Annotated in this window: 10 protein-coding genes; 6 read left to right on the forward strand and 4 right to left on the reverse strand. The window is 65.1% G+C overall.

Going from position 1 to position 13,773, the window contains the following annotated elements:
• Window positions 1-105: 105 nt before the first annotated feature.
• The gene (locus tag E5A73_RS03925; protein ID WP_135962441.1) at window positions 106-1,407 is read right to left on the reverse strand and encodes a M20/M25/M40 family metallo-hydrolase; all 1,302 of its coding nucleotides are present in this window, start codon (window positions 1,405-1,407) and stop codon (window positions 106-108) included.
• On the reverse strand, window positions 1,407-4,238 hold the full coding sequence (locus E5A73_RS03930; RefSeq protein ID WP_135962442.1) for a TonB-dependent receptor plug domain-containing protein: 2,832 nt from the start codon (window positions 4,236-4,238) through the stop codon (window positions 1,407-1,409). Before E5A73_RS03930 ends, E5A73_RS03925 begins: the two co-directional genes overlap by 1 nt.
• Window positions 4,239-4,349: 111 nt before the next feature.
• Here E5A73_RS03930 and E5A73_RS03935 point away from each other — a divergent pair, with 111 nt between their 5' ends.
• From E5A73_RS03935 to E5A73_RS03955, 5 genes are all read left to right on the forward strand, one after another.
• Window positions 4,350-5,360 (forward strand): cyanophycinase, encoded by a 1,011-nt coding sequence (locus E5A73_RS03935; protein ID WP_206366368.1) that lies wholly within the window; start codon window positions 4,350-4,352, stop codon window positions 5,358-5,360.
• Entirely contained in the window at window positions 5,357-5,797 is a 441-nt protein-coding gene (locus E5A73_RS03940; RefSeq protein ID WP_135962444.1) for an Lrp/AsnC family transcriptional regulator, read from the forward strand. Before E5A73_RS03935 ends, E5A73_RS03940 begins: the two co-directional genes overlap by 4 nt.
• A 139-nt stretch (window positions 5,798-5,936) precedes the next feature.
• On the forward strand, window positions 5,937-7,085 hold the full coding sequence (locus tag E5A73_RS03945; RefSeq protein WP_135962445.1) for a cellulase family glycosylhydrolase: 1,149 nt from the start codon (window positions 5,937-5,939) through the stop codon (window positions 7,083-7,085).
• 234 nt (window positions 7,086-7,319) lie between these two features.
• Window positions 7,320-10,079, forward strand: coding sequence for a cyanophycin synthetase (cphA, locus tag E5A73_RS03950; RefSeq protein ID WP_276605801.1), 2,760 nt, complete (start codon window positions 7,320-7,322; stop codon window positions 10,077-10,079).
• Window positions 10,072-10,974, forward strand: a complete 903-nt coding sequence (locus E5A73_RS03955; protein WP_135962447.1) for a cyanophycinase — start codon at window positions 10,072-10,074, stop codon at window positions 10,972-10,974. The genes cphA and E5A73_RS03955 overlap by 8 nt, the downstream gene beginning before the upstream one ends.
• Here the strand turns inward: E5A73_RS03955 and E5A73_RS03960 are convergent.
• Window positions 10,917-11,318, reverse strand: coding sequence for a response regulator (locus E5A73_RS03960; RefSeq protein WP_135962448.1), 402 nt, complete (start codon window positions 11,316-11,318; stop codon window positions 10,917-10,919). The two genes, E5A73_RS03955 and E5A73_RS03960, sit on opposite strands and share 58 nt — an antisense overlap.
• On the reverse strand, window positions 11,315-13,543 hold the full coding sequence (gene glf, locus E5A73_RS03965; RefSeq protein ID WP_135962449.1) for a UDP-galactopyranose mutase: 2,229 nt from the start codon (window positions 13,541-13,543) through the stop codon (window positions 11,315-11,317). Before glf ends, E5A73_RS03960 begins: the two co-directional genes overlap by 4 nt.
• Window positions 13,544-13,546: 3 nt before the next feature.
• Between glf and E5A73_RS21880 the strand changes: the two genes are divergently transcribed.
• Window positions 13,547-13,672, forward strand: a complete 126-nt coding sequence (locus tag E5A73_RS21880; protein ID WP_276605800.1) for a hypothetical protein — start codon at window positions 13,547-13,549, stop codon at window positions 13,670-13,672.
• Window positions 13,673-13,773: the final 101 nt, after the last annotated feature.

Consider the following 13,773-nt stretch of genomic DNA (forward strand, 5'->3'; position numbering starts at 1 on the left):
CGGGGCCTAGTTGCAAGCAGTTGGCGACGGCGGGATGCCTGCGCCTGCGCGCCGATACTGGGCGCCGGCCTTCGCCGGGGAACAGGAAAGATCCGCAGCTGAAGCTCAGCGCGTCGCGCGCTCTCCGCTCAACCGCGTGATCAATATCGCCGCGCGCTTGGCCTGGCGGCGGATGCTGTCGAGGTCGACGGTTTCGCCCGGCGCGTGATCGCCGACACTGTAGGTGCCGAGCCCGGCGAGGCTGTCGACGTCCGAAGCCACGAACGAGATGTCGCCGGCCCCCCGCTTCAACGGGTCGAGCGCCGCCATCTCGGCGAGCCCAAGGTCGCGATTGACTTCATTGAGCTTGACCAGCAACGCCTTGTTGCCCGCTGTCGGCGCCATTGCGGGATAGCCTTCGCCGAAGCGGATCCTGGCATCGGTGCCCGGCGCGTGCGCGGCAACGATCGCCTCCATCTTCGCACGCACTCTCAAGGTCTGCTCCTCGCTCAGCGTGCGAAAATCGCCCATCGCGATCGCGGTCTCGGCGATGATGTTGGTCTTGCCCGCCACGGTCGCGTTGCCGCTGGCGTCGATCGCCGCCCGCGCGCCGCCGGCGATCACGCCGGGGTTGAAGGTAAGATTGGGCTCGGGCAGCTCTGTCCGGAACGCCGCGAGGATGCGGGCGAGCTCGTTGACTGCGCCGTCGCCCTGCGCGGCAGTGAAGATCAGCGAAGAATGGCCGGTCTTGCCGGTCGCGGTCAGCGTCCAGTCGGTCACCGAGCGGCGCGCGATCGAGCCCATGTCGCGGCCGTCCTGCTGGACCAGCCCTTCGAAATCTAGCGCAACATCGGCGCGCTTGCCCGCGGCGATCAGGTCGGCGCGCGAGATCGTCGCAGGGCTGCCGGCATCCTCCTCGTCCCCGGTCAGCACGATTTCGATATTGGCCTTGCCGAGCGTCCCCGCCGCCTTCATCGCGTGCAAAGCCGCGAGGATCACCACCATCCCGCCTTTGTCGTCCCCCGCACCGGGACCCTCGGCCAGATTGCCCTTGCGGACGAACTTCTGAAACGGCGAGCTCGGCTCGAACACGGTATCGAGATGCCCGATCAGCAGGATGCGCTTGCGCCCCGCCGCGCCGCGGTGGACCGCGATCAGGTGCCCGGCGCGGCCGACCTCCGCCATCGGCTTCCAGGTCACAGCCAAGCCCAGTGCTTCGAGCTCCGCACGCATCATCGCGCCGACCCTGGTCACGCCTTCCAGGTTGAGCGTGCCGCTATTCTGGTCGACCAGCCGGCCGAGCAAAGCCACCGACTCCTCATATCGCGCGTCTACGGTCCGCCCCATCGCCTTCTCGGCAGGCGATAATTGCGCCAGCGCAGGCGCCGCTGCGGTCAGCAGCATCGCGACCGCCGGGATCAGCCGCATCACAGCTTGGCCCCGCCCATCTTGTAGGTCAGCTGGAGGTAGAAGCTACGCCCGACGCCATCGAACCACGAAGTGTCATAATAGGGATAGCCGCTATACGTCCGATCCTTGATCGGGTTTTGGTCGAACAGATTGTTGACCGTGCCCGACAGCCGGATCCGGTCGTTGAGATCGACCTGCGCCGACAGATTGAACAGATAGCTCGCTTTGATATAACCCTCTTCGGCATAATTGGGCAGCTTGCTCAGCCGCTGGCCATTGAGCGTCGTCGAGAAGCGGCCGAGATCCCAGGTCAGGCTCGCGGTGCCCTTGTCGCGCGGGATGTAGTAACCGCTGTCGAACGCCAATTTGTCGATCACCGGATCGCCCGGATATTGGCGCATCGTGTGGTTGAGCACATAGGTGTAGCTCGCCGCGAGCGCGAAGGTGCCGATTCCCGCGGTGGGCAGTCGCAGATGCGCCGCGATGTCGATCCCGTCGGTGGTCTCTTCGGCGATGTTGATCGGATTGATCGACACCGACTGGATCTCGCCGGCCAGCGCGCCGCCGGCATAACGCTGGACCCGCGCGATCGCATCCATGCAGGTCGGCGTCGTCGGATCGGCTTCGGGTGCGGCCCCGCCCGCGCCTGGGCGGCACGACGCCTCGTCGCGCAGGATCGTGTCGATCCGCATGTTGAGCACCTGGTTCTTCATCTTCACGCGGAAATAGTCCGCCGAGAAGTCGAAGTTGCGGCTCGGCTGGAACACCAATCCGGCGTTGATCGAAGTCGAAGTCTCCGGCCGCAGCCGGCGATTGCCGTTCTGCCGCGCGATGAAGTCGACATCGTCGAACTGGCAGTCGCCGATATCTTCCCCCACTTGCCCGCAGCCATAATAATCGGTGCCGCCGGTATGGGTGTTGCCCGGCCCCTTGAAGACATAGTGCAGGTCGGGCGCGCGGAAGCCGGTGCCATAGGCGCCGCGGATCAGCAGGCTCTTCATCGGGCGCAGCTCCGCGCCCAGATTATAAGTGAACTTGCCGAAGCCGTTCCCGGCGAAGCTGTAATGATCGTAGCGACCCGCACCGCTCAGCTGGAGGAACTCGAACGCGGGCACGCGAAGCTCGCCGCCCGCTCCCCAATGCTGGCGCGTGCCCTTGCCGTCCGAATCGATCAGCCCGACATAATATTGGGTGAGCGCCAGCGGATCCGGGTTGATCTCATACCCCTGGTCGCCGACCTCCGCGACCGCCGCGAAGCCGACCGGGCCGGCGGGCAGCTGGAACAGCTCGGTGCTGTTGATCGTCGCCGAGAAATTATTGACCCAGGTCTTCGGGCGATAGGTCGAAATCGCCGTGATCGACGCATATTCGGCCGGCGTCAGCGGCTTGTAGAGCCGCGCGATATCGGCGTCGAACGCTGGATAGCCATTCTCCTCGCCGATCTGCGGCCCGAGGAAGAAGTCGTTCGACTTGCCGATCACCACCTGCGGGAAGTCGATCTTCGAGCTGTATTCGGCGTGGTTGTAGGTGACTTCATAGCCCCAGGCGCCATCGCCCAACTTCCCGCGGATGCCCGGCGTGATGTTGTAGGTGAACGAGCGGTTGCGGGTCATGCCCTTGTCGAGCCCGCCCATTTCCTCGGGGGTGAACAGGCGATACCAATTGTCGAGCTGGTCGCCGCTAAACGTGAGGTTGGCGGGCATGTTGGGATTGAAGAAGGTGCCTTCCTCATTGCCGTCTGGCGTAACATATTGCCAGTCGAGCACGTCGCGGAACAGCCTTAGCCTCGAATAGCTCGCCTGCACATCGACGAAGAGCTCGGCCTTGTCGCTCAGGTTGTAGCCCATCGACCCGTAAAGGCTGGCGGCCCGGCGCTGGCTGATCGTCGTGCCATAGCCGATCGCTTCGTTGCTGCCGCAATAGCGGCCATCGACATATTCGTCGTTGGCGATGTCATAACCATATCCGGGGCGGCTGGCATAATAGGTTGTGCCGCCGTTGAGGCTGGCGAGCGAGGCGCAGACCGCGGCGCCCGGATCGAGATAGTCGTTATCTTCGTCGGTGCGCAGGAAGTTGCGGCGCGCGATCGGATAGTCGGTGGTCGGGCTGTCCGCCGACGAATCCTGGAGGCGGCGCTGATAGGCCCAGAGCGGCCGCTGATCGAGCAATTCGACGCCCACCACCCCGTGGAAGCCGCCGGTCTCCCAGCCGGTGGTCAGCGACAGGCGCTGCGAGCTGCCGCCGCCATGTTCGGTGAAGCCGGCGCGGTAATCGATCCGGGTTCCGTCGGGCTTGGACTTGAGTTGGAAATTGACCACGCCCGAAATTGCGTCCGAGCCGTAGATCGCCGAGGCGCTGCCGCTCAGCACTTCGACTCGCTCGATCAGCCCGACCGGGATGTTCGAAATGTCGGTGAAGTTGCTGTTGCCGCCGAAGGGCAATGGAAAGTCTGCGATGCGCCGGCCGTTGACCAAAACGAGCGTATGATTGGGCCCGAGCCCGCGCAGATCGACCTGCTGCGCGCCGGGAGTGAAGTCGGCGCCCGAGAAGCTCTGCTGGCTCTGCGTCTCGCCGCCATTCTGGGTGATCGCGCGCAGCACGTCGGGGACGCTCTGATAGCCGTTGCGGAGGATGTCCTCGGACGTGATCGTCGTCACCGGCGCCGGACCCTCGGCCTGCACCCGCGGGATGCGTGAGCCGAGCACCAGTATCTCGGGGCTGGCTTCCTCCGCCGCAACGTCCTGCGGCGGTGCTTGACCGTCCACGGCGGTCTGCGCCAAGGCCTGCCCCGCCAGCGCGCACACTGCCGTACCGGCCAATGCCGACGCGATGATCCTCCGATGACGCATACCCGATCCCCTTTTGCTATGTTGACATATTGATAGCGTTGGGCTGCAAATTGAAACAATAAAAATGCAGATTGAGCCTGCATTTGGAACGATTTGAAGGGGGCTATGGCCATGAAGACACTGTTGCGGCTGTGGGCAACCTTCGCCACGTTGCTGCTGGCGGTGCCCGCGCTGGCGCAGGCCCCGGCGGGCTATGCTTATTATGAGATCGGCGACGTCGCCGCGCCGACCCCTGCCCCCACCGCACAGGCGATGATGCTGATGGGCGGCGGCGAATGGGACGTCGGCGCCTTTCGCTGGTTCGCCGAGCGCGCCGGGCACGGCCATATCGTCGTGCTGCGCGCCTCGGGCGCAGGCGAGGCGGGCGAGGAAATCTATCGCGACATCGGCGGCGTCCTGTCGGTCCAGACGATCGTGTTCACCGATCGCGCCGCGGCGAGCGACCCGCGCGTGCTCGCGATATTGGAGCATGCCGACGGCATCTTCCTCGCTGGCGGCGATCAGTCCAACTATGTCCGCTACTGGAAGAACACCCCCGTCGCCCGGCTGCTGGATGCGCATGTCCGCAAGGACCGGCCGATCGGCGGAACCAGTGCCGGCCTCGCGATCCTCGGCGGCACCGCCTATGGCGCGATGGACGGCGGCAGCATCGATAGCCCCACTGCGCTCGCCGACCCGGCAGGGCCGGCGGTGACTTTGGTGACCGACTTCCTCCACATGCCCCGCCTCGCGCATGTCGTCACCGACACCCATTTCAACGCGCGCGACCGGCTCGGGCGGCTGATCGCCTTCCTTGCCGCGGCACGCCAGAAGGACGCCGTTGCGATCGGAATCGGCGTCGACGAGCAAAGCGCGCTCTGCGTCGAGGCCGACGGCACCGCCAGGCTACGTACCCGCAATGGCGGCTTCGCCTGGCTCGTCCAGCCCAAAAACAGGCCCGCGCTCAAGCCCGGCAAACCCCTCGACTGGGCAAGCGTCCGAGTCACCGGCATCGGCCCCGACAGCCGATTCGACCTGAACAGCTTGCGAATCATCGCGCCTGTCTTTGCGGGCACAGCGCGTGTTGCGGGTGGGCGCCTGCTCGATGCCCCAGCGACGCCCGGCGCAGTGTTACCGCAATGACCACGCGTGCGCCAGAAGAGATCGACCTGCAGCTGCTCGCGCTGCTGCGCGAAGATTCCCGGCGCAACGTCTCCGAGCTCGCAACGGCGCTCGGCGTATCGCGCACGACGATCTACAGCAGCATCGAGCGGCTCGAGCGCCACGAGACGATCGTCGGCTACACCGTCCGTCTCGGCGAGGAGTATGACCGCCGCCAGGTCCGCGCGCATGTCATGATCAAGCTATATCCAAAAGCGACGCAGGCGACCCAGGACCAGTTGGTAACGATGCCTGAAGTCGCCGGGCTCTACGCGATATCGGGCGAGTATGATCTGATCGCGATCGTCGAGGCACCGCACGTCAACCGGCTCAACGACCTGCTCGACCTGATCGGCGCGATGGAAGGCGTCGAGCGGACGACCTCTTCGGTCATCCTCGCGACCAAGTTGCAACGCTGAGGCAAGCTCCCAGTTTCCGCGTCGCCCACGGCATATCGCACAGAACAATGCCGTATAAATCCGCAATTCAGACTTAGGCTCTATGTTACGATTCTGACGCAAACCAGGGGCCATGCTGGTTTGAGGCAAAGGACGTGAGATGCGTGAGCAATGGACGGCGGAGGCGGCCAATCGCTGGTGGGCGGCGCAGCCTTGGCTGATGGGATGCAATTTCACGCCTTCAAACGCAATCAACCAGCTCGAAATGTGGCAGTCGGAGAGCTTCGACTTGCCGGTGATCGAGGAGGAATTGGCGCTCGCCGCGTCGGTCGGGATGAACGCAGTCCGCGTCTATCTGCACGACCTGCTCTGGCTCGAGGATCCTACCGGGTTCGTCGCGCGCATCCATAGCTTCCTCGCCGCGGCGGATCGGCACGGCATCCGCACGATGCTGGTATTGTTCGATTCGTGCTGGCACCCCGAACCCGCGCTCGGCCCCCAGCCCCAGCCCAAGCCCGGCGTCCATAATTCGGGCTGGGTCCAATCGCCCGGGATCCCGGCGCTGCGCGACTCCACGCAACGCGGCCGGCTCGAAGCCTATGTCCGCGGCATCGTCGCCCATTTCGGCCAGGATCCGCGCGTGCTCGCCTGGGACATCTGGAACGAGCCCGATAACGGCCCCGAGGTGTCGTTGTGCGATGCGAACGAACTCGCCGCCAAGGCCGATCTGGTCCTGCCCTTGCTGCGCGACGCCTTCGGCTGGGCGCGCGAGATGGATCCGATCCAGCCGCTGACCAGCGCGATCTGGCTCGGCGACTGGTCGTCGCCCGAACGGCTGTCGCCGCTGCAGCACGCGCAGACCACGCTCTCGGACGTGGTCTCCTTCCACAATTATGGCGACGCGGCCGACTTCACCCAGCGCGCCGATTGGCTGCGCGCCTTCGATCGGCCTCTGGTCTGCACCGAGTTCATGGCGCGTCCGGCCGGAAGCACGTTCGAAGCGATCCTGCCAGTGGCCAAGGCAAGCGGCATCGGCGCGTTCTGCTGGGGCCTGGTGCGCGGCAAGACGCAGACGCATCTGCCGTGGGAATCGTGGGAGAACCCCAATCTCGCGGGTCTCCAGGAAAAATGGTTCCACGACATATTCGACGCCGGCGGCGTGGCGCATGACCCCGAGGAGGTCGAACTCCTCCGTCTGTTGAGCGCGATCGACGCGCGCACGCCGCACTGGCCGCTGCTCGAGGTTGCGGGCGGACGGCGCCGTGCGTCATCATCAGCCAAGGCGCAGCGCAACGCCAAGGCAGCGTAAACAGCCTCGTTCGGATGCTCAGTGCATCGCGCAAGGCGCTGCTCTGAAACGAAATAAGCCGACCGCAGTGATCGAGGTCGATTCAGCCACTGAGCGTGCGTTATCCCGGAACGCGGCATCAATCCCGTCGTTTAGCAGAGACGGCACCGGTCCTCGGCGCCGCCGAAGAGGCCGAGCATGACAGCGATTGAGCGGGGAGCGGGAGCGCCCCGTCCCGAGACTGCGGGTGCACCGATGCGGGTGCTGGAGCGCAGCATATATCGCGGGCCCCACCTCTACAGCGCGTCCCCTATGATCAGGATCCAGCTCGACCTCGGCACGCTCGAGCAATGGCCCACGGACCGCCTGCCTTATTTCGCCGAGCGGCTGCTCGCGCTGCTGCCCGGGCTCGCCGACCATGGCTGCAGCTACAAGCAGCCCGGCGGCTTTGTCCGGCGGTTGCAGGACGGCACCTGGCTTGGCCATGTCATCGAGCATGTCGCACTCGAGCTCCAGATACGCGCCGGATCGCCAGTGACTCGCGGCAAGACACGCTCGGTCAAGGACCGGCCGGGCGTCTACAACATCCTCTACACCTATCGCGAGGAAGACGCGGCACTCGCTGCCGGCGCCGGCGCGCTCCGCCTCGTCGCGTCCTTGCTCCCGCAGGAATTCCGCGCGGTCGAAGGCCTCGAGATGCTCGGCGTGGCGCCTTCCGACGATCCGCAGAACGTCGCCGCGATCATCGCCGCGCTCGAACAACTGCTTCGCCCAAGGGCACTGGGCCCGACGACCCGCGCGCTGGTCGACGCGGCGGAGCGGCGCGGCATCCCGGTGATGCGGCTCAACCAGCAGAGCCTGATCCAGTTCGGCACCGGCAGCCGGCAGAAACGCATCCGCGCCAGCATCACCGGCGAAACCTCGCAAATCGCCGTCGACGTGGCCGGCGACAAGAACCTGACCAAGCAGTTGCTCGCCGAAGCAGGGCTGCCGGTGCCACGCGGCACCGTAGTGCGCGAGGAAGAGGATTGCGTTCGCGAGGCGCGCCGGCTGCGCTGGCCGGTCGTGGTCAAGCCGCTTGACGGCAATCACGGCCGCGGGGTGACCACCGATCTGTTCGACGAGGAAGCGGTGCGCACGGCGTTCCGCCTCGCCGCGCAGCACAGCCGGCGGGTGATCGTCGAGCAGCAGGTGCGGGGCAACGATCACCGCATCCTGGTCGTCGCCGGCAAGGTCGTGGCGGTGGCCGAGCGCATGCCCGCGCAAGTCGTCGGCGATGGCTTTCATGCGATCCGGCAGCTGATCGACTTTCTCAACCAGGACCCCCGCCGCGGCACCGGGCATGCGAACATGCTGACTCGCATCCAGGTCGACGAAGCGATGCTGGCGCTGCTCGCCAAGACTGGCACGTCGCCAGCGACGGTGCCGATGGCGGGCGAGATCGTCCGGCTGCGCCACACTGCCAATTTGTCGACGGGTGGAACCGCGGTCGATCGTACCGATGTGATCCATCCGTACAATGTCTCGGTCGCCGAACAGGCGGCGGCGGTGGTCGGGCTCGACGTCTGCGGCATCGACTTCCTTTCGCCCGACATCACCCGGCCCGTGCGCGAGACCGGCGGCGGGATCGTCGAAGTCAATGCGGCACCCGGCTTTCGCATGCATCTCGATCCGTCGAGCGGTAAACCGCGCGACGTCGCCAGGCCGGTGATTGACGCGCTGTTCCCGCGCGGCCGCCGCAGCCGCATCCCGATCTTCGCGATCACCGGCACCAACGGCAAGTCGACCACCGTACGCATGGTCTCGCGCATCCTCTGCCAGGACGGGCGCAATGTCGGCATGACGACGACCAACGGCATCTATTTCAACGACCATCTGATGACCGAGGCCGATGCGAGCGGCCCGAAGAGCGCGCGCATGGTGCTGCGCAACCCGAGCGTCGATGTCGCGGTGCTCGAAACGGCACGCGGCGGCATTTTGCGCGAAGGGCTGGGTTTCCCGGCGGCGGATATCGGCGCGGTGCTCAACGTCACTGCCGACCATCTCGGGCTGCGGGGCATCGACACGGTGGAGCAACTCGCCACGGTCAAAAGCGTCGTGGTGGAAAGCGTCGCCCGGCGCGGTCACTCGATCCTCAATGCCGACGATCCGATGTGCCTGCGCATCGCGCGGCATGCCCGTGGCACGATCGTCTGGTTCTCGCTGGAAGGCGAAGCGACGATGTCCCCGATGCTGCGTGCCCACATCGCCGGCCGCGGCATGGCGGTGCTCCGCGAGCCGGGGCGCGACGGCGGAATGATCGTTCTTCATCGCGACGGCGAGCGCAGCGAAGTCATGCATGCGGCGGAGATTCCCGCGACGCTCGGCGGGATCGCCGAGTTCAACATCGCCAATGCGCTGGCCGCGGTCGCGATGTGCGCGGCGCAAAAGGTGGCGCTCGACGTCATCGCCGATGGACTTCGCGCGTTCAGCTCGTCCTTCGCCGATTCGCCGGGACGGCTCAATGTCCACGACGCGCACGGGATTCGCTTCATCCTCGATTACGCGCACAACCCCGCGGGGCTCGCCGCGCTCGGCCAGGTGATCGACAGTCTGCGCGGCGACTATAAGCGCGTGCTCGGCATGGTCAGCATCCCGGGGGATCGTCGCGACGAGGACATCCTGGAAATGGGCCGGCTCGCCGGTGTCATCTTCGACGAGATCATGTTCCGCGAAGCGCCTGACGGACGCGGACGCCCCCGCGGCGAAACCAACGGCCTGATGTCCCAAGGCGCCATGCTGGCGGGCATGCCGGCGGATCGGGTGCGTCGCATCCTCGAGGAAGAGGAGGCAGTCGAGACGACCTTGCGCATGGGCGAGCCGGGCGACCTGATCGTGGTGATGCCCAGCGCGATCGATAAGGTGTGGCAGCAGATCCTCGACTTTCGGCCCGAGCCCAGGCGCGAAGCGGGGACAAGTACCGCGATATCGCAATCGACGCGACCGGGCGAATTGGAGGCGTTGCTGGATGGCTGAAAGTGCCGGCCCGTTGATCATCATCGGCGGCCATGAGGACAAGGACGGCGACAAGCTGATCCTCAAGGAAGTGGCCGACCGAGTTGCCGGCGGAAAATTGGTGATCGCCACCGTCGCCAGCCATGAGCCCGAAGGCTATTTCGAAACCTATCGGAAGGCGTTCGCCTCGCTGGGAGCCACCACTCTCGTCGAGCTCTATGTCAACGAACGCAGCGAAACGCTGGACGAGAAGGTCGCGGCGATCTTCGCGGATGCCGCCGGCATCTTCTTCACCGGCGGCGATCAGCTGCGCATCTCCAGCCAGATCGGGGATACCCCCGTCGAGAAGATGATCCGCGAGATTCACCGGCGCGGCGGCGTCATCGCCGGCACCTCGGCAGGCGCGTCGGTGATGAGCGAAACGATGCTGGTCAAGGGCGCTAGCCAGGAGTCGCTCCGGATCGGCGACCTCCACATGGCACCGGGACTGGGCCTCGTGCGCGACGTAATCATCGACCAGCATTTCGCCGAACGCGGGCGCATCGGCCGGCTGCTCGGCGCCGTCGCCCAAAATCCGCGGGTACTCGGCATCGGCATCGACGAGGATACTGCGATCGTGCTCGAGAATTGCCATTTCCGCGTGATCGGCGCGGGCGCGGTCTATATCGTCGACGGCTCCGGGGTCACCCATTCGAACATCGCCGAGGCGAGCCCCGAGCGTACCCTGTCGATGCATGAGGTCCGGCTGCACGTATTGAGCGACGGAGATGGCTTTGATCTCGAACGCCGCGCCCCCGCGGGAAGCAATCAGAAGACGTCGCCTCAGCCACGAAGTGATGAGCGGCGGCCTGCCCCCGCTCAGCCTGTCGGCAGCGTTCCCTCGGGCGCGAACTGCGTCGCCCATTCGACAACCTGATACGCGCCGAACGGCTTTCGCAGCACGGATATTCCCGTCAGGTCGGGCTCCTCCTCCCAGGGAGGGCCGATCAGAAGCAGATGCGCGATATCGCGTCCGCGCAGCGTCTCCACCAACTCCCACACCGGCCCGTCGGAAAGGTGGTTGCCAAGGATCACCGCGCGGGGTGCCGGTCCATGGTCAAGCAGCGCGCGAACCTCGCCGCCCGATTGCAGCGGGCCGATAACGCTCGACCCCGCCGCTTGCAGGGCCGAGACGACGTAGCCGCTTTCGAAGCTGTCCGCGTCTGCGAGGAGGATGGCATTGCTTAAGATCGTCGCCGAGCCTCCTTGGTTCTGGGTCAAGCCGCCTGCGTCGCTGGAAGCTCGAGCGCATCCTGCTCCGCCCAGCGCGCGGCAAGCCGGCGATAGGTTGCGAGCGCCTGCCCCACCACCTGGTCCATATTGTAATAGCGATAGGTCGCGAGCCGCCCGACGAAGCTCACGTCTCCCTGGGCGAGAGCAAGCGCTTCGTAGCGCTTGAACAGCGCCTGATTCTCCGGGCGCGGGATCGGGTAATAGGGATCGCCCTCGGCGCTCGGATATTCGTAGGTGATGCTGGTCCGGTCGCTGACCTGTCCGGTCAGATGCTTATACTCGGTGATCCGCGTGTAGGGCGTGCTCTCCGAGGGATAGTTGATCACCGCGACGGGCTGGTGCTGCTCGACATCCTTGATCTCGTGGCGGAACTCGAGCGAGCGGTAGGGCAGCTTGCCGTAGCAATAGCCGAAATATTCATCGATCGGCCCGGTGAAGACCAAGTGCTTGTGCGGATACGCCTCACGCGCCTCGCAGAAATCGACTCCGAGCAGCAGGTCGATATTCGGGTGATCGAGCATCCGCTCGAACATCTTGGTATAGCCTTCCGCCGGCATCGCCTGGAATGTATCGGTGAAATAGCGATCGTCGGTGTTGGTCCGCGTCGGCACGCGCGAGGTGACCGACTTGTCGAGTTCCGACGGATCCATCCCCCATTGCTTGCGCGTATACCCCTGGAAGAAGGTCTCGTAGAGCTCGCGGCCGACGGCCGAGATCACCACGTCCGCCGAAGTGCGCACGACATCAACCGGTTCCGCGCGCGAGGCAAGAAACGCAGCCGCTTCCTCCTCGGTCTCGAGGTTCAGCCCATAGAGCAGGTTAAGCGTATTGCGGTTGATCGGCATCGGCACCAGTTTGCCGTCGACGTCGGCAAGTACGCGGTGCTCGTACTGCCGCCACTCGGTGAATTGCGACAGATAGTCGAAAACATCGGCCGAATTGGTGTGAAAGATGTGCGGGCCATATTGGTGGATCAGCACGCCCGCGTCATCGAGCCGGTCGAAGGCATTACCTGCCACGTGCGGCCGGCGATCGACGACCAGCACGCGCTTGCCGGCATCATTGGCGAGCCGCTCGGCCATTACCGCGCCGGCAAAGCCAGCGCCGACGATCATCACGTCGTAAGCCTGCGGCCGCTCGGAGGGCCAGACGACCGGCGACACTACCGGCTGGACATGCTCGCTCGTGGCGATCGCTTCCTCGATCAAATTGGCCATCGCCCGGAAGCTGAGGTCCCAGCTGATCGTCTTGAGCATCACGTCGACAGGGCGGAGCCACTCGGGATCCTTCCGCAGCGCCAGCGCAGCCTCGCAGCCGGCAATGAACTCGGCGGGTGTCCCGGCGATCTTCACCGCTTCCAGGTCGCCATAATGGCGGATCACGTCGGTGATCGGAGTCGACACCACCGGGCAGCCCGCGGCGAGATATTCGGGGGTCTTGGTCGGGCTGATGAAGCGGGTCGCCTCGTTGATCGCGAACGGCATCAGCGCGACGTCCCAGCCGCGCAGATAATCGGGAAGCTCGGCATATTGCTTGCCGCCGAGATAGTGAATGTTTGCGCGGCGCGGCAGATCGGCTTCGCTGATCTTGACCACCGGCCCGACGATGACGAGCGACCATTCCGGCCGCGCATCGGCGATCTCGGCAAGCAGTGCGAGATCCATGCGCTCGTCGACGACGCCATAGAAACCCAGCCGCGGACCCAGGATGTTCGCCTGATCCGCCGGCTCGACGCCGACGGTGCGGGCCACGGCAAAATGGGCCGCATCGACGCTCGACGGGAACGGATGAACTGCAGGATGACGATCGCGTTTTGCTTCGTAGAGGCTGTAGCCACCCGTGAAAACCAAGTCGGCTTGCTCGATCAGCCGTTGCTCCAGCGGTAGCAGCTCAGGGGGCGCGCCCTTGAAGTTGGCAAGCTCGTCCATGCAGTCATACACCACGCAATCCGCAGCGACATGCTCCGAAAAGGGCAGCATCATCGGCGTGTAGTACCACCGAACCACCGGCTTGCCAGGCGAACCGACCGCCTCGTCGACCAGTAACTTGAGTGCCGCGGCCTCCTCGGCGCGGCTCAGCCCGTGCGGCAATTGCGGAGTGGCGACGCTCACCCCGGTTTCCTGACACATCGTCGTCACGAGGTGCGGCTCGGCAGCGCCGTAATCCGGCTCTTCCCAGAACAATACCTGCCAGCTGCGAGCGAACCGGCTCATCAGATGCTGCGGGCGCTGAAACACGAAATTCCATCGAAGATGACTGAAGCAGAGCAGCGTGCCATTCTCGCGCTCGGCGATCTCGGTAAAGAAAACTGGAGTATCGGCGCGCTGGTCGCTCATGCGTGAAACCTTGCTCGAGGATGAACAGGAGCAGAACCCCGAACCCCCTGCCAAGTTCCCGTAAACACAACCAAATTGCAGAATTGACCTATGTTAATCGGTAGTTT

The sequence above is a fragment of the Sphingomonas gei genome (assembly GCF_004792685.1).
Classification (GTDB): Bacteria; Pseudomonadota; Alphaproteobacteria; order Sphingomonadales; family Sphingomonadaceae; genus Sphingomonas; species Sphingomonas gei.